The following is a 25,511-nucleotide window of genomic DNA, read 5'->3' as shown; positions in this document are numbered from 1 at the left end:
CGCAGGGGGAGCGGGCGCCGGAACCGGCCGCGCCGCCAAGGGATGCGGCGATCTATTTGGGCTCGGCTGTCACCGGATCATAGTTGATTTCGACCTTCGCCTTGTCTGTCGTGTAATAAGTAACGGTGTAGGCGCCGCTGTCCCAGGCGACCTCGTCGACATAGCGGAAGTCGTCGCGTTGCTCGACCTTGGCGATTATTTCCGACAGTTTTTTGGCATTCTGCGGCGGCAACGGACTTCCGTCTGCGGCAAGGGCCGGTTCACCGAAAAAGAGAACTACGACGCCTGTCGCCAAAACAAGTCTGAACATGGCTTTCCCTCGCTTCTCGCAAAAGTAGAAACTCGCGGCCATGCAGGTTTGTTCCGGGCAGGTTTGTTCCGGGTTCCGGAATGGACACAAGCGAATTGCGCCGACGCATTGTCGTTTGCTCATGCTAATGCGTCTGCAACTCACCTTCGTCGGGGAAGAGGTGGGCCAAGGCCGTGTCGAACGTGAGTTCCAGAGCGTCACCCGGTTGAAAAACCTTGTCTTCATTGAAGGCCGCAATGAGTTCGCTGTTATCGCGAAGTGTCAGGTCCACGACCGTCTCGCTGCCCAATCGCTCGGCATGTGCCACGATGCCATGCAGCAAGCCTTTTCCAGATTGCACCGGCCGCAGGTGCTGCGGACGGACACCCAGGATGGCCTTGCCGTCTTTCCGGAAGGCGCGCCTTCTGGTCGCTACCCTGATCGGCTCCAGGGATTGGTTGCCAACCATTGCCGCTTCGCCATCGAGGGCGAGGACATCGACGTTCAGGAAATTCATCGACGGGGCTCCGAGAAAGCCGGCTACGAACCTGTTGGCCGGCTCGTGATAGAGCTCCATCGGCGCTCCGATCTGCATGACTTGACCGTCCTTCAGCACGACGATCCTGTCAGCCAGCGTCATCGCCTCGACCTGGTCGTGGGTGACATAGATCATCGTTGTGCCCAGTTGCCTGCGCAGCCGGCCGATTTCCATGCGCATGTCCATGCGCAGTGCGGCGTCGAGGTTGGAGAGCGGCTCGTCAAACAGGAATACGGCCGGTTTCCGGGTGATTGCGCGCCCGATGGCGACGCGCTGGCGCTGGCCGCCCGAAAGCTGACTTGGCCGGCGGTCGAGCAAATGTTCCATTTGCAGGATGCGTGCGGCCTCGGCCACCTTCTGCTGCTTTTCCTGCCTGGAAGCGCCCGCGATCGTAAGGCCGAACGCGATGTTCTCGCGCACGGTCATGTGCGGAAAGATGGCATAGCTCTGGAACACCATCGCAACACCGCGTTGCTTGGGCTGCAGCTGGTTGACCACCCGGCCTCCGATCTCGAGGGTGCCTTCGGTGATGTCCTCGAGTCCGGCGATCATGCGCAGCAAGGTGGACTTCCCGCAGCCCGACGGTCCGACAAAGACGACGAACTCGCCGTCGTTGATGTGGATATCGACGCCTTTGATGATTTCGACGCGACCGAAGGATTTCTTGACGCCCTTGAGTGAGACCTCAGCCATGAGCGATGGCTCCCGTTTCCTGATTCATGTGCGGCAATTCGGGGTCTCCGATCGATTGGTCGGCCTTGAGGAATGGGGCTGACCGGCCGTCCCAGATCCACTGGCGTTTGAGCGCTAGAGCCATGCAGTCAGCCCTTCACGCCGGTCGAGGCGATCGACGCGATGAAGGCGCGCTGCAGCAACAGGTAGAAGACCAGCACCGGGACGGTGATAAGGGTGAGATAAGCCATGACTTCGCCCCAGGCGACGTTGAGTTGAAAGAAGTAGCCGAGGCCGACCATGACCGGGCGATAGCCTTCCTGCTGCACCACGATCAGCGGCCAGAGATATTGGTTGTACATGACGAGGAATTTCAGGATGGCGGCAGTCGCCAGTACCGGCCCTGAAAGCGGCATGACGACGCGATAGTAGACCTGCCACCAATTCGCGCCCTCCACCCGGCTTGCCTCGATCAGTTCGCCCGGCAGCCCTTTGAAATACTGCACGAACAGGAAGATCGTCAGTCCGTCGGCGATCCACGGGATGATCTGCACCCGGTAGGTATTGAGCCAGCCCCAATGCAGCCCATCAAGCCCGATCCAGGGCAGTTTCGAGACCAGGAGCAGGAGCGGGATAGCGATGGTCTCGAAAGGGATGATCAGCGTCGCGATGACGATCGAGAGCAGGACATCGCGCCCCTTCCACCGCAGGAAAGCAAAGGAGAACGCGGCCAGCGAACAGATCAGCAGCGAGAGAAGGACGGTCACCCCGGTGACCAGAACCGAGTTTAGGACGAACAGGCCGACAGGCGCCCGCCGGAACGCACCGAAATAGTTGTTGAGGCTGATGTCGCCGACGGGCAGGAATGCACGCAGGCTGGAAGTGTCCGCGAGAAGCTGACTGTCCGGCTTGAAGCTCGAGTTGATCATGAACACGAGCGGAAAGACGAAGATCAGCGCGATCAGGCACAGCACCAGATAGCGGGCGAACAGTCTGAGGCCGTAATTGTCGGGATCGAAGGCCATCCTAACGCTCCCGTGTCAGCCAGCGCTGGATGAGTGAGATCGCCAGCACGATCGCGAACAGGATGACCGAGATGGTCGAGCCGCCGGAGATGTCCTGCTTGCCGTAGCCGCGCTCGACCGCCTGGAAGACGAGGGTCTGGGTGCTGTCGAGCGGACCGCCATTGGTCATCACGTCGATCTGGGCGAAAAGCGCGAAGCCCTGCATGGTGATCACGACAAGGACAAGCACGGCGGTGTTGCGCAGGCCGGGCCAGGTGACATAGCGGAAGGTCTGCCATCTCGAAGCCCCCTCGATGGCGGCGGCCTCGTAGAGCGTGGGGCTGATCGTCTGCAACCCCGCCAGCCAGATGACCATGTGGAAGCCGACGGCCTGCCAGATTGACATGGCCATGACTGCGGGCAGCGCCGTCGAGGGATTGCCGAGCCAGTCGACGGGCTGGAAGAGGCCGAAGGTGAGGGCCTGGAGGATGCTGTTCAACAGCCCGTTCTGGCCGTCATAGATGAACCGCCAGAGGAGCGAGACCACGACGATGGAGACCACCACCGGCATGAAGTAGATGGTCCGGAACAGGTTGATGCCCCTGACCTTGTGGTTGATCAGCAAAGCAAGCATCAGAGCGAGGCTGCCCTGTACCGGCGCCACGACCAGGACGAACAGGAAGGTGTTTACCAGCGCCTTCATGAACACAACGTCGCTGGCGATGACGATCATGACGTTTTCGCCGGACTGCCAGCGAAACCACTCGCGCATGCCGCGATACTGAGGATAGTCGTCGCTACGGGTGATCTCACGCAGGCGGGGATACTGGATTTCGCCGGCCTCGTTTCGGACCACTTCGCCAGCATCGTCGCGCTCTGGCTTGAGGGTCACCACAGCAAGGCCCAGGAGCTGCTGATAGTTTTCCAACCCGACGAACTGGGTCGGGTTCGGTGACAGCAGCCGCTGATTTGTCAATGACAGACCGATCGCGAATAAAAACGGCAGCACGATGAATGTAAAGATGAGTGCGAAGCCCGGCAGGGCGAATGTCCAGCCCGCCCGGTTCGACAGGGTTAGTTTCGACGCCATTTGCGGTATCCGCCCAGCAAGCCAGAGAGGGTGGAGTCCGCGGCTGGCGAGGACCCCGGCGCGACAGAACTAGCGGTGACCGTAGCCACCATTGCTTTCGATGTCGGCGTCGATCTCGTCGACCGCCGCGTCAAGCGTGTCGGCCACGTCGGCGCCATTGGCGATATCGGCCAGTGCCTTGGTGAAGACCTTGGCCTGGACCACGTAGCCCGGGGTGACCGGGCGCACCAGGGCTTGTGCCTTGGAGAGGTCGAAGAACACCGCGAGCGGGCCGCCATCCTTGTAGTTCTTCGTCATCTGCGCCGCCGAGGGAGTCGGCGGGATCAGGCCGATGCCGTCGGAGAAGGCGGCAAGGTACTTGTCCTGCGCGGCGAACTTGATGAACTCGGCAGCGCCTTCCGGATGTTTTGACTTGGCCGACACGCCGAATTGCCAAGATCCCGCGCCGATCTTGTTGCCGGCGCCGAAATCGGAGGCTGGAAGGAAGACGACGTCATCCACGGCTTCCATCGTTGCCACCGCGCGCCAGTTGCCGTTCCACTGGAAGGCGAACTTGCCGCCGATGAAACCGGTCTGCTGATCGGCCGGGTCCTCGCTGGTGCCAGGCGCATAGCCTCCGGGAAACAGCGCTTGCCACCACTTGCCAAACGCCTGCGCAGCCTCGCCGTTCAGCGCGCCTTCCGCCGTCTTGTAGGTCGAACGGTCGACAATGTCGCCGCCGAAGCTCTGCAGGAACGGCGAGAAGGCGTAGGAATACCACTCGGCCTGGTCGTTCATGCCGAGATCAAGGGCGAATTCAAACTTGCCGGAGGCCTTGGCGGCATCGAGCGCGGCCATGAATTCCTCTCTCGACCAGGGCTTGTCGAGGGTCGGGGTGCGCAAGCCCAACTCGTCCAGCGTGGATTGGCGTGCAAAAAGCGCCACCGCCGCGTCCCACAGACCGACCGAATAGAGCTTGCCGTCCCACACACCTTTGGTGCCGGGCAGGAAGTCGGCGAACTCGCTCTCGTCGATCGGCAGCGGCTGCAGATAGCCGGCCCAGGCCCAATTGGGCATGACGGGCCCGTCCACATCCAGGATGTCGGGCAGGTTGCCCGCCAGGGCCGCCGCCGCGACGGAATCATTGTAGCTCTTCTCGGGGAAGCTCTCGATGGTCACCGTCCAGTCGGACTGGCTGGTGTTGAAGTCGGAAATAATCTGGTTGAGGATTCGCGACTCCACTTCATTGCCGGCGCCGTGATACCACATGGTCAACTTGGTCTGCGCCAGCGCGGGCGCACACAGACAGGTCGACGCGATCACCACACCGGTGAGGCGTTTTGTCAGTTTCATCGGATGTTCCTCCCTTTTGACTTAAGGACGCTGGCTGGATCCAAGGCGAGGCCGCCAGGACAGCGGGCCGGGAAGCCAGCGCTCAGTTTCGGGTCGGCCGCTACGGGCCCTTGATGGGGTCCAGCAATGTTCGCGGAAGCCGGACGCATTTGCAATTGCGCAGTTTTACTAATCGGAGCAGCAGGTCGACGGCGATTTCCCCTCGTCAGTTCGCGGGCCACTGAAGATAGCAGTTCACCTAGGACGATTTTATCCTGCGTCAACTTTCTCCCGGCCGCGTTCAATGTGCAGCTTGAGCGATTCCAAGGGTAGACAGCGCCTTGTGATGTGTCCCCGGCTGCCTGGCGAATCGCATGAACCGGGTCATGGCAAACCTTGCGATGAGGCGGAAGTTCGAAGCGTAGGCGGCTCCGAAGCGGATGGTAACTTTGTACGGGAAGCGGGTATTGGTGGGCGATGCAGGGATTGAACCTGCGACCCCACCCGTGTGAAGGGTGTGCTCTCCCGCTGAGCTAATCGCCCGCTCGTTGCCCGAAGGCCAAGCGCGCCGCGATATAAGGGAGGCCGGCCGGGGAAGTCAAGGCGATGTGCTGGCGTTCCGACGAAGACCGAATGCAACCCCGCCGGGAGCGGTCCGGTCGCCGTCGCGCTCAGTGCCCGGCAGCGGCAATCAGGCGTTCGGCCAGACCAAGCGTCAGCGCATCGAAATGCGAGATCACCGCCGACGGTTCGAATTCGCGCACATGGCGGTCGGTGTAGCCGAAATCCACTGCCACCACGGGAATGCCGGCCGCCTTCGCCGTATCGATGTCGGTCTGCGAATCACCGACCATCAGCGCGCGGTGCGGATCGCCGCCGGCCAACAAAATGGTTTCGGTCAGATGGCGCGGGTCGGGCTTGCGGAACGCAAACGTGTCCTGACCGCAAATCGCAGCGAAATGCTTCGCCAGGCCGAGCGCCTCGATCAGCGCCACCGAGTTGGCTTCGTATTTGTTCGTGCAGACGGCCAGGAGATAGCCGGCTGCCTCGAATCGGGCGATCGCCTCGACGACGCCGGGGTAGGGGCGCGATTTGCCCGGGATGTTGTCGGTGTAATGATCGAGGAACAGTTTTAGCAATCGGTCGTGTTCCTCCACCACCAGCGATCTCTGCTGCGCGGCGTGCGCGCGCTCGATCATCACCCGGCCGCCATGGCCGACGAAGCGCTTGAAGCCGGCCTCGTCGACGGCTGCGAGTTCGCTGGCGGCAAGGCTGTGGTTGAGGCTGTCGAGCAGGTCCGGCGCTGTGTCGACCAGCGTCCCGTCGAGGTCGAACACGATGATCGGTCGGGTCATGGCATGTCCTGTGACGATTGCGCTGCCGGCAGGCGATAGCCGCTGCAGCCCATCCAGGCAAGCCGTGCCAGCGCAATCCACAGGGCAAAGTCTTTGACCGGACGGGCAAAGATGCTAGGAGCGCCGAAACAAGCGAAATCCGGGGCAAAGCATGGATGCGAGGCAACTGAAGGTCGAGGCCGCGCGGGCGGCACTTGCCCATGTCAGCGATGGCATGCGGCTTGGCATCGGCACCGGCTCGACGGCCGACGAGTTCGTGCGGCTGCTCGCCGAAAAGGTCGCCACCGGACTTACCATTATCGGCGTGCCGACCTCGGAGCGCACCGCCATCCTCTGCGGCGAGCTTGGCGTGCCGCTGTCGACGCTCGAAGAAACGCCCGAGCTCGACCTTACCATCGACGGCGCCGACGAGATCGATCCGGAGCTGACATTGATCAAGGGCGGCGGCGGTGCGCTGCTGCGCGAAAAGATCGTGGCGGCGGCTTCCGCCCGCATGATCGTCATTGCCGACCGTTCGAAGATGGTCGAGACGCTCGGCCGTTTTCCACTGCCGATCGAGGTCAACCCGTTCGGCCTGCGTGCCACTGAAATCGCGGTCGCCGCGGCAGCCGGAAGGCTCGGCCTTTCCGGCCCCGTCACATTGAGGATGACGGGAAGCCAGCCTTTTGTTACAGACGGCGGCCATTTTATCCTCGATGCATCTTTTGGCCGCATTCCGGATACAAGAGCGCTTTCGAATGCTCTCCATGCCATTCCGGGCGTGGTCGAGCATGGTCTTTTCATCGGGCTGGCATCAGCGGCCATCATAGCCGGCGACGGCGTCCAAACCGTCCATGCCGCCCGAAAACCAGGGAGTTCTACCGATCATGACGTTGCATAACCGGGTTCGCCGTTTTTCTGCAATTCTGGCAGCTTCAGCCGTCTTTGCGTTTTCATCACCGGCGTTCTCGCAGGACGTCAACGAAGGGCATCTTAAGGCAGCCCGCGCCGCAGTCGCGGCGATCGACGCGACGGACCCGTTCGACAACATCCTGCCGCAGGCCGCCGCCGCGCTTCAGCAGCAGCTTATTCAAAAGAACCCGGACATGCAGGAGCTGATCGGCAGAACGGTTAGCGAAAAGGCTCTGGCGCTGGCCTCGCGCCGCGCCGATCTCGAGAAGGAAGCGGCCCTGGCCTATGCCAAGGTATTTTCTGAAAAAGAGCTTACCGAAATCGCCGCTTTCTACAATTCCGATACCGGCAAGAAACTGCTCGACAGCGGCCAGGCCGTGACGCGTGAGCTGCTCAAGGCCGCCGAGATATGGCAGAACGGCCTCGCTCGCGATCTCGCCCAGCAGGTCGGCGAAACGCTGGCCGCGGCGGCAAAGGCCGCAGCACCGGCAAATGCCGCGGCTCCTGCTGATGGCACGCAGCCGGAAGCACCGAAGAACTGAGCCTGTTTCCGGCGGCGTCATCGCTGCTGGACCGGAAAGCCCGCCTCCGTTGCACGTCCGACAGGATGGGCTGCGTCCGGGCTTTTCTTTTGGCGGTTTGCAGCCTACCTGTCTCAGACATTTTTGAAGGGCAAGGAGCCGCGCCATGGCCGTCTATGACTACGATCTTTTCGTCATCGGCGGCGGCTCCGGCGGGGTGAGGGCGGCGCGCATGGCGGCGGCACTCGGCAAGCGCGTCGGCATTGCCGAGGAATACCGCTATGGCGGCACCTGCGTCATCCGCGGCTGCGTGCCGAAGAAGCTCTATGTCTATGCCTCGCAATTTCCCGAGCACTTTGCCGACGCCGCCGGTTACGGCTGGACCGTGCCGCAGGCGAGCTTCGACTGGCAGAAATTGGTTGCCAACAAGGATCGCGAGATCAGCCGGCTGGAAGCCATCTACAGGAAAAATGTCCAAGGCGCCGGCGGCGAGACGTTTCAGTCACGCGCCATGCTGATCGATCCGCATGCGGTGCATCTTCTCGGCGAGGACCGCACCGTCACCGCCGACCAGATTCTCATCGCCACCGGCGGCCGCCCGGCACCGCACCCGGCTCTGCCCGGCCATGAGCATTGTATCTTTTCCAACGAGGCCTTCGATCTCAAGGAATTGCCTGACGCGATCATGATCGAGGGCGGCGGCTATATTGCCGTCGAATTCGCCAACATCTTTCACGGCCTCGGCGTCGACACAACGCTGGTCTATCGCGGCAAGGAGATCCTCTCCCGCTTCGACATGGATCTCAGGCGCATGCTGCACGAGACGATGGAAAAGAAGGGGATAAAAATCCTCTGCCATGCCGTATCCGAATGGGTCAGGAAGCGTCCGGACGGGCGCCTCGACGCAGTCGTCACCGGCGGCAAAGTGCTGACGGTCGATCAGGTCATGCTCGCCATCGGGCGTCTCCCCAACACCGAAAACATGGGGCTTGAGGGCATCGGCATCGAGATGACCAGGACCGGCGCTATCCATGTGGATCAATATTCGCGCACCAGCATCGACAACATCTGGGCGATCGGTGACGTCACCAACCGCGTGCAACTGACGCCAGTGGCGATCCATGAGGCGATGTGTTTCGTCGAGACCGCCTTCAAGGGCAACCCGACCGCGCCCGACCATGAAACGATCGCCACCGCGGTATTCTCGCAGCCCGAGATCGGCACGGTCGGCCTGTCGGAAGACGAGGCCATAAAGCGTTTTGCCGACGTTGAGGTCTACCGCGCCAGCTTCCGGCCGATGCGCAACACGCTGTCGGGCCGCGACGAAATGATGCTGATGAAGCTGGTGGTCGACGGCGCCTCGAAAAAGGTGCTCGGCGCCCATATCCTCGGGCCTGATGCCGGCGAGATGGCGCAGCTTCTCGGCATTCCGCTGAAGGCCGGGCTGACCAAGGATGACTTCGATCGCACGATGGCCGTGCACCCGACCGCGGCGGAAGAACTCGTCACCATGTACAAGCCGACCTACCGGGTGAGGGACGGCGAGCGCGCCTGACGTTTTTCCCGTATCGTCACCAATGATGCATCTATGCACCAAGGCAATGGTGCAGCGCCACTCGACCGCAAATTTTGAATTGTCAAACAGCCCCTCCAAATGGCCATACTTGACAGACCCGAAAGTTATTCAGGTTCGACTGCGCTCAGAATTTCACCGCGGCACCCGTTTGGGCCTTTCCCGGCACGTTTGCCCCGTCGCCCTGAAGAGCCAGCCTACTCGCGCTGAATGCCTTCATATAGGGGCCGACATCGCTGATAATTTGTTCGATCCAATCCCGGTCAGTAGTCGGATAGCCCGCCTTTACGCTGCGGGAAGCATCGAAGGAGAACTCGGCGGTGAAGACCGGTCCGCATTTGGCGAGTTGCTGATTCGAAGGATCGAGCGGGTTCACCATCGCCATCGGCAGCATGGCGTCGGGTACCGGGCGACCATCCGGCAACGCGAGATTTGCGGGGACGCCATTCTCGCGCCAGGAGGCGCCAAGAGCGGGACGCGCGCCGCCATGGTCGAAGTATCCCTGGCAGTCATTGCCAGCAGGTGTGGACCAGAAATTGCGCACGCCGGCCTCGATCGTTCTCGTGATTGGGGTGCCATATTTGCTCCGCAACCCTTCGATCACCTCAGTCTCCGGCATTTGTTCCGGATCCAGATAGATTCGACGCCAAGCGGCGAGTACTCGTCCTTCGACGGCTGGCGCATCATCGAAGATAGCGACGAATTCGCGCTCGTCGGCCGAAATGAAAAGCTTGCCCGACGTCGCGGGCGTGATTGATCCAGTCGGCTGGGCACCCGGACTGGCGCGCATTCCCGTGAGTACCCGCCCAACCCGCATGTGCCTCTGAATGATCGCTTCAGCCTCGTCAAAGGATATGCCAAGTTGGATGCCGATCATATCGGGTCCATAGGCCTCCCCCGCCTCAGGCTTGCGCAGAATTTCGGCGGATTTCTTCTCAAACTTTCGAAGAAGGCCGGAAAGCGTCGCCGCCGGATCGGCTGACAGCCGGGCGATTTCCCGGCCGCTCGCATCGCGATAGGCGACTTCGACAAGATCGGCGTCCATGCGGATGAACGTCTCTGCTGGTGTCTGATCCTTCGATGCCCCTCCCGAAAACAGGTGCGCGGCCACATCGTCGGGCAGGAGGTCGAGATAGTTTGGCTTGGTGTCGACGGGCGCGATGGCGTTGATCTGGAGCGTGACCTCAGCGCTCAGTTTCTCCGCTTTCCCCAATGGCGGGGGTACCGGCAGGGAAGCTTCCGTGACGGCGAATATCTTCATTGGATCGGCATCAGGCCCGGAACCAACTTCACAGCCGACCTGATGAACGAAGGATGATGCCACCGGCTCAAGGCCAAGAGCCGCCACGCGCAACTCGTCTTCCACGCCCCAAGACCCTACTCCGTTCATCGCGAGCCCCTTCTGAGCGATCGCGGCCCCTAATCCCCTCCCAACGCGGAATCTGTCATCCTGTGTCAATGCATCGGATAAGCAGGCCAAACTCTGCCAGCCGGCGAACTCGACGCCAGGGCTACGCTCCACGTCAGCCTTGATTGTAAGCCGGATCGGAAACGCGGGAATGCGGGCGCGGGCCCAAGCAGCGAGATCCGGAAACAAGGCGCGTGCTTCCTCCGTGCCAGGAAGGCGCTTGCCTTCGACGAAGAACCGACCGCCAAACAGCTCACCTTTCTGTTCCAGGTGCCAGCGCTGAATGACCAGCCTCTCGAAGCCGTCATCCGCCTGGGTCGGATCAAGCGCGGCCGCAACGAGCGTATTGGTCAAGCCGCCAGAAAGGGCGACGGGAGCATCGAACAGCGCCGCGCCGGCGGGCGAGGCGGGCGCATCAACCGAAAAGCCGCCATCCAGCCGGGGAACGGCTTCAAAGGTCTGGCGCGCGATCTCGACGCCTTGCTCCTCCAGAGTCAGGGATATCGGCTCGAGATGAAGAAGCAGCGCCTTGCTTGCTTCGGCGCTGACCGATTGCCGCGGACCGGTCTTGAAAACGGCTTTCCACAGCAGCCTGCGGCCAGCAAACGGAAGCATGGTCTCGCCGTCCACGTCGAGGACATAGAAATCAGGCCGATTGGGCAGTGTGAGAAGCAGATTGTCGAAGCCGCCGACGCTTACAACCTGGTCGGATTGCAGCCCGATCGCCGCGATAGCACCGGAGTAGATTCCGGGACCTCCGTTGGCTTTCAGCGCTTGAAAAGTATAATGCCCGTCGCGATCGATGCTTCCATTCGTATAGTCGCCAACAAGTTCGATTTCGTCGGGTAAACCAGCCACGTAGGCTATCGCCCAGCGCTTGAAGGCGATGGAAACCGCGCCATCCTCACCGTTGCCGAAAAACGGACGCCGCGCGTTGTCGTGGGAAAGAACCTCTTTCGATTTCCCGGGCCGACTCCAGAACTCCCTGTCGCGCTGCGCGACCAGTTCCACCAAACGTGCCCATACCTTTTCGGGCGCGTTCTCGCCGGCTTCGCCAACGATCCTGAGGTTAAGATAGAACTCGTCCAGCGGCGCAGGCGACGCGACCACGAGCCGTTCGGGGATATCTCCCGATGAGAAAGAGTCGATCGGCTTGGTCACCGGGAAATCATAAAGCTTTCGCGTCAGATCGAGATTGTGGAGGCTGATGGCCTTGAGACTGAACTCCAAGCGCGCGGTTTTCGGGTCGAAGGAAGCAAATTCAAGCACCGTAACTCGGCGCACCGTACGTTGCCCGGTCGCCGCAGGCATGGGAGAGTTGTGTTCCGCATAAGGCCAGGAGTTCACTTCAGCAATGAAATCGCGCGCCGCGCCCGCGCTTTTCATAGGCAGAAATGGCTCCGGCCACTCGAAATTGGGAAAGAAAGAAACGTTCAGCCAGGTGGGGACATCCCTGCTCAGATCGACTGCGATGCTCGAGGGTTGCCCCATCGACCCGAACTGGTTGCTGTACCCACCGACAGGGAATGCCGTCTTCGCCTCGTCGTAGAGGCCAAGCGCAATGTCATCGACGAAGGCAATGGTCAGCGGCAGCTTCGGCGCAAGCGCCAGCACCATCTTTCCATACTTGTCGTGGAAGCTTCGCCTGGCCTCGGCGGTGGCGAATTCGTCCGCGCCGAGCCAGATGAGCCTGTCGCCGGCGCACTCATAGGGACGGGCGAACTGCCCAATGAACTCAGGGGTGAAAAGCGCGCGAACGACCGTGCACTCATTCTGCTCAAGAAACTGAGGCATTGTTCCGAGCTTGACCAGGGTCATGAAAACGGGGAAGGAAGCCCGATCGGCAGGGCCGAACAACGGGATACCATTGAAGTCATCGAAGCTTATGCTCTGGATGCCCGCCGGAAGGCTGCGCAGAGCGGCAAGATCGGCGGTTTGGGAAGACGGCGAGCCGCTCGCGTCAGCTTCCTGCCCGAGGACCGGGCTTGCCGCGGCCGCCAGCGCAGAGAGCCGCTCACTGTATGCTTGCGTCAGGCACGCGCTGTCGGAACCACAGCGATCACGTTGCGCCATAAAATCTCTTTGCGCACTACGGGCCGCGTCAGTTTCCGACTCGTTGACGGTTGCGAAAAGCGCGGCTTCAAAAACCGCCGACATTTTCGCGTCGAGCTGGCTCAATTCAGCCGATTCGCAAATCGCCTGTTCAGGGGGTGTTCTCGCGCGAGCGCAGTCGAAACTCGGTCCCCGCCCGGCCTCGACGGACGTGGGCCCCGCCACCAGTTTGATCCATCGCCCGTGAGCCCACCCGGCGCGACAGGATCCGGTGTATCCCGAGCCTTCGGTGCCGCAATCCTCGTGGCCGTAGACGATCCCGACCCAGTCGCCGCGCTGGTCGCAGAGCCACACCGATTCTCCGTTTTGAAGGCGGTCCAGCATGCGGTGGCTTGTTCCCGGCCCGGCCCTTACGGCCAGGAACCCGTCGCCTCCGGGTTTCAAGCCCCTTACGATGCCACTGCTGCAGTTTGCTATCTGACCGTCGCCGGCCGCGATGGTCGCTGGCCCATCTGGCTGCATCCGCCGCTGCTGCGCCGAGGCCCGAAGGCCGAGCTTGCAGCGACGGAATTGTGCTCCAAATATGGACCTGATCTCGTCGGACTCCTCCGGCACTCCCTCCTCGAGCACCATAGGGCCCTCAGCTCCAAAGGGGGGCGGGGCAGCTACGAAGGCGAATTTCCGTCCGGGCCGCTTGCTCGTCGGGAGCCAGACGCGGTTGCCGTCGGCCTTTACGCCGCCATACCAAGTGCGGCTCGCGTTAATCCCGGTATATCGGTAGGTCTTGCCGCCGACGGTGATTGCGATGCTGTTCGCGGCCATCTCGATCTTCGGCGCATTTGTGTCGCTGCATCGTGTGCTCCACCTGCCCAAGAACTCTCCCGGCACCTCGTCCGCCAGAGCTAGACCAGGCGCGCCGACGAATAGGCCGACGACGACAGTCCCGAAAGTCCGGAGCAGGGCTGTTGCTAAGCGCCCTTCCCATCGCCCCTTTTGGGCGTCATTGGCGGTCGGGTGCGATTCTGCCAGCGCCAGACCAGAATTCCATCTGCGCATCACCATCCCCCCGTGCTGAAGCCGGAAAATGGAAATAACCAAGGTCTGGGGCAAATGCCCGCTTGCGGGGTCTACTCCAAATTCGGTAGCAACCGTTGCTGGTGGCCATCGCGGCACGCCTCGGTCATTCCCAAGCTATTCAGCTATTCTCACATGCCTCCGGTTCGGGGCACAGCTGCTCAATGGGTTTAGCGTGCCGATGGCAAACGCTACCATTCGGAGTAAATCGATCGATTCAGACCTCCTCCAGGAAATGGGCATCGCTACCTTGTCATGGCTTCACCGGTCGCGCGGGCTTCGCACGCGAGACAGGCTCTGCACGAGCGCCTTTGCAATGGTGCAGCGCCACTCGAGCGCAATTTTAGATCACCAATCCGATGCGACACTGGGCAACGATATTCTGTTCGCCGCTATTTCTGTCTGATGCGGCGAGGGAATCGCAGCCATCTTTCCTCGACCGGCCTTGCTTCCGCGACCGGCCTGGGATGCGCGAGGATGGTGGTGAGCTCGACCGGCAGGCTCGGCGCCAGCGGCTTTTTGGTCGCGACGCCGTCCGCGATGGCAACGATGCTGTGGTAGAATTCGGCGCCTGAAAGCGACCTTGGCGGCACGGCCTCGTGCATGATCGAGATCACCGTGACATCTGGACAATTGTCCTTGATCGCCTGATGGAAAGCGATCTTCCCTTCGGGATCGAGCGCCCCGGTCGCCTCGTCGAGGAACAGCAGCCCCGGCTGCTGCAGCACGATACGAGCGACAACCAGCTTCTGTTTCTGGCCGCCCGAAAGCACCTGGTCCCAGCTCATTCCGTCACGGCTTTCATCGGCCATGTGTTCGATGAAATCGCCAAGGCCGGCTTTGTGAAGAGCCGATGCAACCTGCGTGTCGGTGTGATCGCGCTCTGAACCGGGCAGGCAGACCAGTTGCTTCAGCGAGACCTGCTGCAGCTTGACCTCCTGGGCGGCATAGAAACTTTCGACCCCTTCCGGGAAGACGATGGAGCCGCGGCCATAGGGCCACAGGCCGTTGATCGCCTTGATCAGCGATGTCTTGCCGCAACCGGATTCGCCCTTCAGGAACGTCCACTCGCCACGCCGGAAGCGCAAATTCGCAGCACTCAGGAAGGGGGTGGCGTCCTCGCCCTGGTGGGTCAGCTCGAGTTTCTGGATGGTCAAGCCGAAAACCGGGTTCTGACGGTCGTAGCGGAAATCGGAACAGCCGGTGAGACTGTAGAATTCCTGCGGGTGTTGGACGTTTTCGATCGCGTTGGCGAGTTCGGTCACGCGTTGGCTGTTGGCGCGCAGCGCCGCAATGGAAGGCATGACATGGATGAACCACGAACATTGACCGATGAGCGAGTTGACCATCTCGGAGCCGGTTATGTAGCCCTTGAGGTCGAAACGATTGTGGATGTAGGGCACCAGGCCCGGCGCATAGGCGACAATGCGGGCGCCGATGAAAGTGTAGACCAACTCGAAAGAACGATAGCTGGTGTTGACGATGTTGAGCCTTGCCCAGGTGCGGTCGATGTCGACATAAAGCCGGTCGTGCATGGTCCTTTGCACATTCTCGCCCTGGGAGGCGGCGACGTGGAAACTGCGGCGCAGGAACGTGGTCAGCTCGCCGCGATAACTGCCTTCGGATTGCTGCATCCGGATGTTGAGCCGTTCCAGCAACCTGCCGAGCTTCACCGCGATCCAAGTGTTCAGCGGCACGTAAATGGCGACCGCCAGGAAAGCCAGGACCGCGCTGCCATAGCTGCCGAGGAACTCCAGCCCTTTCACCTCTGCCGAGGTTTCAAGCAGTTTTTGGCCGACGAAAAACAGCGATGTGGCGACAGCCATGACCCCCATGGCGAGGCCAATGGCTCCGCCGGTCATGTCCTTTATCGATTCCTGGACGCGCTGGTCGATATTGTCGGGAGCAGCAGCGCCGGAGGAACCGTGCTGGGCATGGAAATGCGTGTGATTGTTGTCGAGAAGCGCTGCGTTGAAACGGCTGTCCAGCCAACCGCGCCATTTGCGATGCAGCGTCGCCGAAACAAAAGTGCGGACGCCGGTAAAGCCCGCGTCCTTGAGCACGACCAGGAGGACGAGCACGCCGGCGTTGGTCAGCAGCGATGCGAGGGGCGTGGTGTTCGCGGCATCGTGGTAGAAGGCGATCGAGTTGACCAGTTCCCCGGATGCTTCGGCGAACCAGACACCGGCCTTGCTGGAGAGCGCGGTAAACAGGGCGATGACCAGCGTCAGCGTCCAGGCCTCCACCCAGCGGTCCGAGAACCAGTAGGCCCGCATCAGTCCCCAGAAGCTGCGCATCGAGGAAACCGGTGTCAGGAGCGGCGACCTTGCGGCGCCGCGGAGGCATTTTTCCGATATTGAATGTCGCTCTGGTCTGCCGACCCGAATCACAATCCCGCCCAAACCTCTTCTAGTTTTGTTACAGACAGTAACACCAATTGATCATTTTCAATTATGTTTTCTCGGCCTGTGGAGGATTGAACCCCTCGGCGTTGCCATTAAGCAACAGCGGCCGACGCCATGCGATGCCGCTCTCGACGCACATTATCTTTATGATTTCAATGCGTTGCCGGTGCATGCATACGCGCGCCAACATCTTCCCCAGGGGAAAGCTTTTGCACAGTTTTGTTATGGGAAGAGCGTGGTCGATCGGCCGATTTTTAAGCTGCGGAAGACGAATCAACGCAAAGACGCTTGGTCATGCTTGTCGCCAAATCGATCTGGCTGTAGCCGGAAAGTGACCGGAGGGCTGCTGTGGCAATGCCGCCAAACGCGGCTATGGCCAAACGCGCTTATGGAAAGGCGTCTATCAGGTCGCTTTCTCCAACTCGCCCCGCGCCTTCGCCGCCGCAACCTGGCGAATGGCGTCGCTGAGCGTGTCAACGTCTTGCGCGCCCATCACCGCATATTTGCCCTCAAGCAGGAAGCACGGCACGCCCGTGATACCCATGCGCGAAGCGGTGGCGATTTCGGTGCGCACCGCCTCGACATCGGCGTCCGTCGGCAAAAGCGTCTCGACGATGGACGCATCCATGCCGGCCTCGCGGGCGGCGTTGATCAGAACGGCATGGTCGCCGAGATTGGCGCCTTCCTCGAAATTCAACTGGAACAGACGTCGCACCAGCCGGTTCTGCGTGACCTCGCCGGCGGCACCAGCCCAGCGGATGACGCGGTGCGCGTCCAGCGTTTTGGGCGCAATCTTGATGGCGGCGAAGGCGAAGTTGATGCCCTCGGCTTCCCCCAATGGCTCGATGCGGGCGTGGATCTCGCGGACGCGTTCGTCGCTGCCGAACTTGGCCATCATGTATTCGCGGCGATCCTTGCCTTCGGGCGGGATGGTTGGGTCGAGTTGGAACGGCCGCCAGCGAATATGCACCTCGACCTCGTTTGCCGCGGCGATCGCCTTGTCGAGCCGCTTCTGGCCGATGAAGCACCAGGGGCAGACGACGTCGGAGACCACATCGACGGTAATCGACTTCTCGTCGCTCATCTTGATCTCCTGTTCCGAAGTGGTCACTTCGGCTTGCGCCACCATGTCGGCAGTCGATAACCGGATATGGGGGTCTTTCGCGGATGTTCCAGATAGCTCCAGTAGGCGAGCCATTGCTGCGTGTTGTGCTGCATCGGAACCATGTAGTGGCCGGAGATCAACAACCTGTCGAGGACCCGGACGGCGGCAACATAATCTTCGCGGCTGCGGGCGTCGACCATCGCCTCAAGTGCTGCATCTATCGCCGGATCGGCGACGCCGGCAAGGTTGAACGACCCTTCGGCATTGGCGGCAGCTGATCCCCAGCGCCCGAACTGCTCGATGCCCGGCGACAGCGAGTTCTCGAAACCGCTGGCGCCGATCAGCACCTCGAAATTGAAACGTTGCTTGCGTGACTGGATCTGGTCGCCGTCAAGGCTGCGGATGGTGACATCGATGCCGATCTTCGCAAGCGTGCGCTGGTAGATGGCGGCAAGGCGCTCTTCGTTCTGGGAGGCGGTCAGGATCTCGAAGCCGAAGGGTTTCCCCTCGGGATCGAGCATCACTCCATCGTGCAGGGCATAGCCCGCGCCCTTGAATATGTCGAAGGCAGCTTTCAGCACCCTGCGGTCCTGGCCCGAGCCGTCGGTGACAGGTGGCCGCCAGGTGCCGTCCATGACATCGGCCGGCACACGACCCGGGTAGGGTGCCAGGAGCGCCTTTTCCCTGTCGTCGGCCGGATGGCCGAGTGCCGACAGCTCGGAATTCTGCCAATAGCTCATGGTGCGCATGTACTTGCCGCCAAACAAGTTCTTGTTGGCCCATTCGAAGTCGTAGAGCATGCCGAGCGCGCGTCGAACCACCGGATTGGAAAACTTCTGCAGCCGCGTGTTGAACAGGAACCCCGTCACCACTGGCGGGATGCCGGTGTCGAAATTTTCTGCGATCACGTCGCCCTTGTGGAAGGCCGGGAAGTCGAGATCGCGCTCGCGCTTGACCGGATCGCTGTCGTCAGCGATAGCGCAGATGCCTTTCTTGAAAGCTTCCAGCTTGGCGTTGGCGTTGAGGAAATATTCGATGGTGATCTGGTCGTAATTGTCGAAACCGCGCTTGGCGGGGATGTCTTTGCCCCAATAATTCGGGTTGCGCTTGAACACGATGCGCTGGCCAGGCGCCACATGCGCCACGGTGTAGGGGCCGCTGCCGATCACCGGTTTCAGCGTGGTCCTGTCAAAGGTCGCCTTGTCGAAAGCGTGCTTCGGCACGATCGGCGTCATCGCGATAACCAACGGAGTCTCGCGATTAGCCTTGTCGTTGAATGTAAAGCGCACGCTGCGGTCACCGGTCTTTTCCAGTTTGGCGACCATGCTCATGCGGGCGCTGTAGGGTGGCCGGCCTTTCTCGGTAAAGACGTCGTAGGTGAACAGCACGTCTTCCGCAGTCACCGGTTGACCATCAGACCATTTGGCCCTCGGATCGAGGTGGAATTCGATGCTCTTGCGCTCCGGATCCATGTCGGCAGTGTCGGCAAGCAGGCCGTAAAGACTGAAGGCCTCATCGTCGTTGCGCTGCATCAACGGCTCGAAGACGAGATTGCCGAAAATCCTGTCGATCATGCCGCGTGCCGTCGTGCGCAGGCTTTTCAGGATGAAAGGGTTGAGATTGTCGAAGCTGCCAACGACGCAATAGGTGATGCTGCCGCCCTTCGGCGCATCGGGCTTGACGTAGTTGAAATGCGCATAGTCGGCCGGCAGCGCCGGCTCGCCCTGCATGGCGATCGCGTGTTTCGGCTCCGACAAGGCCGGCTGGGGCGAAAGGGTGATGATCGCGGCGATCAGCCAAACAAGAACGCGGCCCATGACCGTCTCCTTACCGGGTCGGCGTGATGATTCGGAGCGCACCCTAACATGAGCCGACCGCCTCCCGGTCAATCGCGAGCTCAAGAATTGCTGACATCAGGCTGGATTCGGCACCGCTTGCAGTGTAACACGCCGTTCGAAGTCATTCTGTTGCCTCATTTCGGCAACAGTTAGCTGGACCACACGGCGCGAAGAAGCCGGTCCCGGGATCATTTGAGAGGAAGTGCACGATATGACGAGCCTGAACAGCAACGCGTACCGCCTGTCGGTCATGGCCGCTGGCGCGGTCGGCTTTTTGGGCGCACAGCTTCCCGCTGCTCTTGCGCAGCAGCAACAGCAGATTCCGCAGGGCTGGTTCAAAGCCTGCACCAAGCAGGAAGACGTCGACATCTGCAATGTCCAGAACATCACCACTGCCGGCAACGGCCAGCTCGTCACCGGCGTCAGCCTGATCGAATTGAAGGGCAAGGTAAACCGCAAGGTGTTCCAGGTGACGGTTCCGAGCGGTCGCCTGATTCCTCCCGGCATTGGCCTCCAGATCGACACCGCGAAGGCGCAGAAGCTCGACTATGTGATCTGCTTCCCCGACCGCTGCGTGGCGGAAGTGCCGCTGACCGACCAGCTCATCAATTCCTTCAAGAAGGGTTCGAACCTGACGCTGACCTCAGTCAATTTCCAGAACCAGCCGAACCCGATCAAGGTCGCTCTGACTGGCTTCAGCGGCGCCTTCGACGGGCCGCCGCTGCAGCAGTCGGACATCGAGGATCGGCAGAAGAAGCTTCAGGATTTCGTTGCCAAGAACAACCAGGACTTCGCCAAGAAGCTCAAGGAAGAGCAGGACAAGGCGAAGACCGCCAACTGAGTCCTGAGGCAAACAAGACAATTTCTCAAGCCAACAAAAAGCGGGGTCATGCCCCGCTTTTTTGTTCCGTCCGGCCATTTCTTGATCCCACGAGGCCCGCAATCGCGTCAGGTCCCCGCGATTTTCGTCAGGTCCCCGCAATTTTTATCAGGTCAATGTCTTGACTGGCGTCTCGGCTCGTAGCGTCCGTCCGGCCTCTTGTCGAACATCTCGCCGATCTCCGGATGCCGCACCGGTTCGCCAGACCGGTCCTCGAGCAGGTTCTGCTCAGACACATAGGCGATGTATTCCGTTTCCGAATTCTCGGCGAGCAAGTGGTAGAAGGGCTGGTCCTTGCGCGGCCGCACATCCGCCGGGATCGCCTCGTACCATTCGTCGGTGTTGGCGAATTGCGGGTCGACATCGAAAATGATGCCGCGGAACGGAAACAGCCGGTGGCGGACCACCTGTCCGATCGAAAATTTGGCTGTTTTCATCATGGTACTCACCACTAAGTCCTAGAGTGCCGCGCCCTTGGAATGCGCAAAGACTCCCTAAGACCTTGAATTTACGCGTTACGCTTCAAAAGATCGAGCCCGACTTATGGCTGATACCTGACCTATTTGGCGCAGACGCCGCATGAATTCAATGCCCAACGCTTGACGCCCTGCCAAGCCACGGGCCAACCCGCCCGGTGCTAGCGCCGGATCTGTTTCCTTAAGCCGCCGGCGAGCGCTGCAAAACCACTGCCGGGCCGCAGCCCCTCGCGCATGAAAAAGGCGCGGAGCGGCGCGAATCCGCCGAGCACGCCAAGGCCAGCACTGCGCGCCATCTGTGCCGGCAGCATCTGCGAGAGCAGCGACTTGTTGAGCAGGTTGACCGCATTGCTGCGCGCCAGGATGTCAGGCCGGCGCTTGAAATCATAGGCTGCGAGGGCCTTGACGGCGCCCGGGTCGTCCCTGTTTTTGCAAGTAATTCCAATCAGATCATCGATATCCCTGATACCAAGGTTGAGACCTTGCGCGCCGATCGGCGGAAACACATGGGCGGCTTCGCTGACAAGTGCCACCCGGTTGCGCGCGAAGCACCGCGGCGTCACGCCGGAAAGCTGGTAGACCTGCCGCCCGGGTTCGACGGAAACCCGGCCCAGCATCGATTGCATCCGCTGTTCGACCCGCATCGAAAGCGCCGCGTCGTCCAGTGCGGCGAGTTCCTTCGCCGTTTCCGGCTCTACCACCCAGACAAGGCTCGACCGGTTGCCGGGCAGGGGAACCTGGGTGAACGGGCCGGTCTCGGTGTGGAACTCGGTCGAAGTGAACGCGTGGTCGCTGCGGTGGCCGAAATTGAGAACCAATGCCGCCTGCGGATAGGACCGCGCCGACGTCGAGATGCCGGCAGCCTCGCGGGCCGGCGACAGACGGCCATCGGCAGCGACGGCCAGCGATGCCGTGATCTCGCTGCCGTCAGACAGGATCGCATGCGCATGGTCGCCCTCGAGGCGCCAGGTCTCTACCATCGCTTTTCGCCATTCGATGCCGGAATGGGCGGCAACAACACGGGCAAGTGCGGGGTTGAGCGCACTGTTGGGTAAATTCAGTCCGAACTGCTCCTCGCCGATTTCGCTGGCGCGGAAAATGACCACCGGGCTGCGGATCAGCCGGCTGGTTGCATCGACGATGCGCATCACCTTCAGCGGTGCGCCCTGGGACCTCACCGCATCGAGCACGCCCAACCGTTCGAGGATCTTCAGGGCCGGGTTCATCAAGGCCGTCGTGCGGCCGTCCTGGCCATTTGCCTCGGGACCGACGAGCGTCACGGGAAAGCCGGCGTCTGCGAAACCAAGCGCTGCAATCAGCCCTGCCGGGCCACTGCCGGCCACCAGTATCCGTGCTGTTTCCCGACGGTCCAATTCGGCTTCCCGGTTGCGATGCGAGGCGGTCGGTCCGACCTGATGAGCATATAGATCAGATCATGCAGCTTGATCAACGCGGCGATTCGGCCCATTCGATTGCCATGACCGCCGAAGACCACGATTTCAGTCATCTCGACCGTTTCGGCCGCGCAGCGGCGAGCGTCTCGCGCAATCCTCGACTGGCGGTGAACATCGTTTTGGGCGCAGCCGTCGTCCTGGCCTGGCTGCTGCTTGGCGCCGTGGCCATACGTGGCGCCGAAAGCCGGGTTCCGGGTATCGATGCACCCGGCGACACGATGCTCAGGTACCTGCCGGGGCTGCCGCTGCCGGATCTTCTCGAGCGCTTCTTCAGTGTTTGTCTTGCACCTGCGCCGCTCGACGGGGGCGTCGGCGCGCAGGCCGGAGCGCTCATCGTCATGTGGTTCCTGATGGCGGTCGCCACCATGCTGCCTTCGGCGGCGCCGATGATCCGCACCTATTGCGAGATTGCCGATACCGCGCGGATCAAGGGCGAAGCGGTCGTCCATCCGCTGATCCTGGTCGCCGGTTACCTCAGCGTTTGGTTGGCTGCGTCGGCAGTGTTTGCGGCGCTGACGCTCATCGTTCACGCCTTCGCCTCATCTGTGCAGATGCTCGATCCGGTGGTCGGAGCGACAGGAGCGGCTGCGCTTCTGGTTGCTGGCCTCTACCAGTTCAGCGGCCTGAAGGAAGCCTGCCTGACAAAATGCAAAAGCCCGTTCTCGATCCTGTTTTCGAACTGGAGCGCGAGGCCCGGCCGCATTTTCCGGCTCGGCATGGAGCAGGGTGTCTGGTGCCTCGGCTGCTGCTGGGCGCTGATGCTGGTGATGTTCGCCGTCGGTGTGATGAACGTGTTCTGGTTGGCGTTGATCGGCCTGTTCACCCTGATCGAAAAACAGACGGCGGGCAGGCTGCCAACCCGGATCGCCGGTGCGATACTGCTTGTCTGGGCAACCGCCCTGCTAGTAGTCTCGGCATAGGGAGAGAATTCTATGGCGGATCAAGGCTGGGCAATGAAAGGAGAGTTGGTGCTCTCCTGCAATTGCACGGTTTTTTGTCCTTGCGTGCTGTCTCTCGGCAGTCATCCGCCGACCGAGGGCTATTGCCAGACCTGGGCGGGGTTCCGCATCGATGCCGGCCATTTCGGCGAGGTCGAGCTGTCCGGCCTCAATCTTGGGCTGGTCATGGAAATCCCCGGCTATATGAGCCGCGGCAACTGGACCGCCGGACTGTTCATCGACAAGCGCGCCTCAGTCTACGCAGTAAAGGCGCTGACCAGGATTTTCACCGGCAAGGCTGGCGGGACCACCTCGCTGCTCTCCATCCTGGTAGGAAAGTTCCTCGGCGTCGAGCAGGCGCCGATCACTTATGAGACGCGCGACAGGACGCGGATCTTCCAGATCCCGAAGATCATCGATGGAGCGGTGACGCCGATTTCCGGCAAGGACCGCGACAAGGATACGGTGATCAGCAATTCGGAGTACTGGATCGCACCGGAAATCATCGTCGCCAGGTCCGACAAGAGCAAGATGCGGGCCTTCGGTCGCAACTGGAATTTTGCCGGCCGCTCGGCCGAAATCTGCAAGCTGGACTGGCGGGGCCCGTGAGCAAAAAAACAACGGCCAGAAAAATTACGGCCGGAAAAATCGCGGCCAGGAAAATCGCCGACAAGATTCCGAGGCCGAAGAAGAAAGTCACATGGCCGCAGGCGCGCGCATTTTCGGTCCATCTGCTGACCGCATCGGGCTCGTTCCTGGCGTTCCTGTCGCTGGTTGCGGCGAGCGAGCAGCGCTGGACGGCGATGTTCTGGTGGCTGGGGCTGGCGCTGTTCGTCGACGGCATCGACGGGCCGATCGCCAGGAAGCTCGAGGTCAAGGAAATCCTGCCGACGTGGTCGGGCGAACTCCTCGACAACATCATCGATTACGTCACCTATGTGCTGATACCGGCCTTCGCGCTTTACCAGCGCGGCTTCATGGGTGAGGGCCTGTCGTTCCTGTCGGCGGCGATCATCGTCGTGTCGAGCGCGATCTACTATGCCGACACCGGGATGAAGACCAAGGAAAATTTCTTCAAGGGGTTTCCCGTGGTCTGGAACATGGTGGTGTTCACGCTGTTCGTCATCGAGCCGGGACAATGGGTTTCCTTCGCCGTGGTCGTGGTGGCCGGCATCCTGACCTTTGTGCCGATCAATTTCATCCACCCGGTGCGGGTGGCGCGGCTGCGACCGATCAACCTTGGCATGACGCTGCTATGGTGCGCTTTCGGAGCGCTGGCGCTGGCGCAGGCAGCTCTTGCCGCCTTCTACGACCAGATCGGCGTCCTGGGCGAGCAGGTGAGTGTCTTCACCAAGATCGGCATCACGGTCACCGGACTTTACCTCGCATGCATCGGCGGTATCATGCAGCTCTTTCCAACGCTCGGCGCCAAGAAAACCTGATCCCATAGAGTCTGGTCCCAAGAGAGCCTCATCAATGTCCAAAGCAATACGCATCCACGCCCATGGCGGTCCGGAGGTCCTGACCTGTGAGGACGCCGATCCGGGCCAACCCGGCTCGGGGCAAATCCTGGTCAGGCACACGGCGATCGGCCTCAATTTCATCGACGTCTATCATCGCTCCGGCCTTTACCCGCCGCCAGGCGGTTTCCCGCTGATACCCGGCAGCGAGGCGGCCGGGGTGGTCGTGGAAGTGGGCGCGGATATCGACTGGCTGAAGCCGGGCGATCGCATCGCCTACGCCGTGACGACTGGCGCCTATGCCGAGCAGCGCGTGATCGCGGCCGATCGCGTCGTCAAGGTGCCGGACGGTATCAGCGACGAACAGGCGGCCGCCATGATGCTGAAAGGGATGACGGCGGAATATCTGCTGCGCCGTACCTTCAAGGTGAAGGCGGGCGACACGATCCTGTTTCACGCGGCGGCCGGCGGTGTCGGGCTGATCCTCGGCCAATGGGCCAAGCATCTTGGCGCAACCGTGATCGGCACCGCCAGCTCCGCCGACAAGATCGAGCTCGCCAGGGCGCATGGCTTCGACCACGTCATCAACTACCGCGAGCAGGACTTCGTCGCCGGCGTCCTCGCCATCACCGGCGGCAAGAAGTGCGACGTCGTCTATGATTCGGTCGGCAACGACACCTTTCCGGCCTCGCTCGACTGCCTGAGGCCGCTCGGCATGTTCGCCAGCTTCGGTCAATCGTCGGGACCGGTCCCGCCGTTCAGCATGTCATTGCTGGCGCAGAAAGGTTCGCTGTTTGCAACCCGTCCGACGCTGTTCGTCTACAACGCCAGGCGCGAAGACCTGGAGGCGTCCGCCGCCGCGCTGTTCGAAATCGTGCTCAGCGGCGCGGTCAAGATCAAGATCAATCAGCGTTACGCGCTCCAGGATGCCGGCAGGGCGCATTCCGACCTCGAAGGCCGCAGGACGACCGGGACAACCATTCTTGTCCCCTGAGCCTTGCCATCGCTTTGAGCGACGTGCGTCCACTTGGACGCACAAAAGCACGCTCTGACATTTTGAATCCACGCATCGTGCTTTCCGAAAATCGATTTCGATTTTCGGGCCGATGCGTTAGGTTTCCGCTGAAATTCTTGAAGCTCTTTCAAGACGGGTGCCGCTTTGCGACGACAGCAGGCC

General features: G+C 61.4%; 20 protein-coding genes and 1 tRNA gene. 8 read left to right on the top strand and 13 right to left on the bottom strand.

Features of this window, described 5'->3' with window-relative positions:
* Positions 1-52: 52 nt before the first annotated feature.
* The 7 genes from AC0L18_RS15970 to AC0L18_RS15940 form a co-directional block, all read right to left on the bottom strand.
* A complete protein-coding gene (locus AC0L18_RS15970; RefSeq protein WP_473493223.1) occupies positions 53-310 on the bottom strand; it encodes a PepSY domain-containing protein in 258 nt (85 codons plus the stop codon).
* A gap of 124 nt (positions 311-434) precedes the next feature.
* Positions 435-1,520, bottom strand: a complete 1,086-nt coding sequence (locus AC0L18_RS15965) for an ABC transporter ATP-binding protein (protein WP_473493222.1) — start codon at positions 1,518-1,520, stop codon at positions 435-437.
* A gap of 128 nt (positions 1,521-1,648) precedes the next feature.
* Positions 1,649-2,524: a carbohydrate ABC transporter permease gene (locus AC0L18_RS15960; protein ID WP_473493221.1), complete on the bottom strand. Its 876-nt coding sequence runs from the start codon at positions 2,522-2,524 to the stop codon at positions 1,649-1,651.
* Position 2,525: 1 nt separating this feature from the next.
* Positions 2,526-3,593 carry a carbohydrate ABC transporter permease gene (locus AC0L18_RS15955; RefSeq protein ID WP_473493220.1) on the bottom strand — a complete coding sequence of 356 codons (1,068 nt, stop codon included), beginning with the start codon at positions 3,591-3,593 and terminating at the stop codon, positions 2,526-2,528.
* A gap of 69 nt (positions 3,594-3,662) precedes the next feature.
* The gene (locus AC0L18_RS15950) at positions 3,663-4,925 is read right to left on the bottom strand and encodes an ABC transporter substrate-binding protein (RefSeq protein ID WP_473493219.1); all 1,263 of its coding nucleotides are present in this window, start codon (positions 4,923-4,925) and stop codon (positions 3,663-3,665) included.
* Positions 4,926-5,372: 447 nt separating this feature from the next.
* Positions 5,373-5,447, bottom strand: a tRNA-Val gene (locus tag AC0L18_RS15945).
* Positions 5,448-5,575: 128 nt separating this feature from the next.
* Positions 5,576-6,259, bottom strand: a complete 684-nt coding sequence (locus tag AC0L18_RS15940; RefSeq protein ID WP_473493218.1) for a phosphoglycolate phosphatase — start codon at positions 6,257-6,259, stop codon at positions 5,576-5,578.
* Positions 6,260-6,410: 151 nt separating this feature from the next.
* On the opposite strand from AC0L18_RS15940, the gene rpiA reads away from it, so the two are divergent.
* The 3 genes from rpiA to gor all read left to right on the top strand — a co-directional run bounded on the left by rpiA (position 6,411) and on the right by gor (position 9,226).
* Positions 6,411-7,139 (top strand): ribose-5-phosphate isomerase RpiA, encoded by a 729-nt coding sequence (rpiA, locus tag AC0L18_RS15935; protein ID WP_236373284.1) that lies wholly within the window; start codon positions 6,411-6,413, stop codon positions 7,137-7,139.
* Positions 7,126-7,692: a DUF2059 domain-containing protein gene (locus tag AC0L18_RS15930; RefSeq protein ID WP_473493217.1), complete on the top strand. Its 567-nt coding sequence runs from the start codon at positions 7,126-7,128 to the stop codon at positions 7,690-7,692. Before rpiA ends, AC0L18_RS15930 begins: the two co-directional genes overlap by 14 nt.
* A gap of 145 nt (positions 7,693-7,837) precedes the next feature.
* Positions 7,838-9,226, top strand: coding sequence for a glutathione-disulfide reductase (gor, locus tag AC0L18_RS15925; protein WP_473493216.1), 1,389 nt, complete (start codon positions 7,838-7,840; stop codon positions 9,224-9,226).
* Positions 9,227-9,371: 145 nt separating this feature from the next.
* Here gor and AC0L18_RS15920 read toward each other — a convergent pair whose 3' ends face one another.
* The 4 genes from AC0L18_RS15920 to AC0L18_RS15905 all read right to left on the bottom strand — a co-directional run bounded on the left by AC0L18_RS15920 (position 9,372) and on the right by AC0L18_RS15905 (position 19,105).
* Positions 9,372-13,526: a hypothetical protein gene (locus AC0L18_RS15920; protein WP_473493215.1), complete on the bottom strand. Its 4,155-nt coding sequence runs from the start codon at positions 13,524-13,526 to the stop codon at positions 9,372-9,374.
* Positions 13,527-14,170: 644 nt separating this feature from the next.
* Positions 14,171-16,075 (bottom strand): ABC transporter ATP-binding protein/permease, encoded by a 1,905-nt coding sequence (locus AC0L18_RS15915; RefSeq protein ID WP_473493214.1) that lies wholly within the window; start codon positions 16,073-16,075, stop codon positions 14,171-14,173.
* Positions 16,076-16,586: 511 nt separating this feature from the next.
* Entirely contained in the window at positions 16,587-17,267 is a 681-nt protein-coding gene (locus AC0L18_RS15910; protein WP_473493213.1) for a DsbA family oxidoreductase, read from the bottom strand.
* A 23-nt stretch (positions 17,268-17,290) separates the two neighbouring features.
* Positions 17,291-19,105 (bottom strand): extracellular solute-binding protein, encoded by a 1,815-nt coding sequence (locus AC0L18_RS15905; protein ID WP_473493212.1) that lies wholly within the window; start codon positions 19,103-19,105, stop codon positions 17,291-17,293.
* Positions 19,106-19,337: 232 nt separating this feature from the next.
* Between AC0L18_RS15905 and AC0L18_RS15900 the strand changes: the two genes are divergently transcribed.
* Positions 19,338-19,967 carry an invasion associated locus B family protein gene (locus AC0L18_RS15900; protein ID WP_473493211.1) on the top strand — a complete coding sequence of 210 codons (630 nt, stop codon included), beginning with the start codon at positions 19,338-19,340 and terminating at the stop codon, positions 19,965-19,967.
* A gap of 152 nt (positions 19,968-20,119) precedes the next feature.
* On the opposite strand, the gene hspQ is transcribed toward AC0L18_RS15900, so the two are convergent.
* Together hspQ and AC0L18_RS15890 are read right to left on the bottom strand one after the other, a co-directional pair.
* A complete protein-coding gene (gene hspQ / locus AC0L18_RS15895; RefSeq protein WP_023801843.1) occupies positions 20,120-20,443 on the bottom strand; it encodes a heat shock protein HspQ in 324 nt (107 codons plus the stop codon).
* A 200-nt stretch (positions 20,444-20,643) separates the two neighbouring features.
* Positions 20,644-21,855, bottom strand: a complete 1,212-nt coding sequence (locus AC0L18_RS15890) for a UbiH/UbiF family hydroxylase (RefSeq protein ID WP_473493210.1) — start codon at positions 21,853-21,855, stop codon at positions 20,644-20,646.
* A gap of 62 nt (positions 21,856-21,917) precedes the next feature.
* Between AC0L18_RS15890 and AC0L18_RS15885 the strand changes: the two genes are divergently transcribed.
* The 4 genes from AC0L18_RS15885 to AC0L18_RS15870 are packed head-to-tail and all read left to right on the top strand — an operon-like array spanning position 21,918 to position 25,328.
* Positions 21,918-22,856 carry a DUF2182 domain-containing protein gene (locus tag AC0L18_RS15885; protein ID WP_473493209.1) on the top strand — a complete coding sequence of 313 codons (939 nt, stop codon included), beginning with the start codon at positions 21,918-21,920 and terminating at the stop codon, positions 22,854-22,856.
* A gap of 12 nt (positions 22,857-22,868) precedes the next feature.
* Positions 22,869-23,483 carry a DUF1326 domain-containing protein gene (locus AC0L18_RS15880; protein ID WP_023801840.1) on the top strand — a complete coding sequence of 205 codons (615 nt, stop codon included), beginning with the start codon at positions 22,869-22,871 and terminating at the stop codon, positions 23,481-23,483.
* On the top strand, positions 23,480-24,316 hold the full coding sequence (gene pcsA / locus AC0L18_RS15875) for a phosphatidylcholine synthase (protein WP_473493208.1): 837 nt from the start codon (positions 23,480-23,482) through the stop codon (positions 24,314-24,316). The genes AC0L18_RS15880 and pcsA overlap by 4 nt, the downstream gene beginning before the upstream one ends.
* 34 nt (positions 24,317-24,350) lie before the next feature.
* Complete coding sequence (locus AC0L18_RS15870; RefSeq protein ID WP_473493207.1) at positions 24,351-25,328, top strand: quinone oxidoreductase family protein; 978 nt, start codon at positions 24,351-24,353, stop codon at positions 25,326-25,328.
* The last annotated feature ends 183 nt before the right edge of the window (positions 25,329-25,511 follow it).

The sequence above is a fragment of the Mesorhizobium sp. WSM4819 genome (assembly GCF_055811215.1).
The sequence above is the reverse complement of the archived record's forward strand: the minus strand, read 5'-3'. Positions and strand labels throughout refer to the sequence as shown.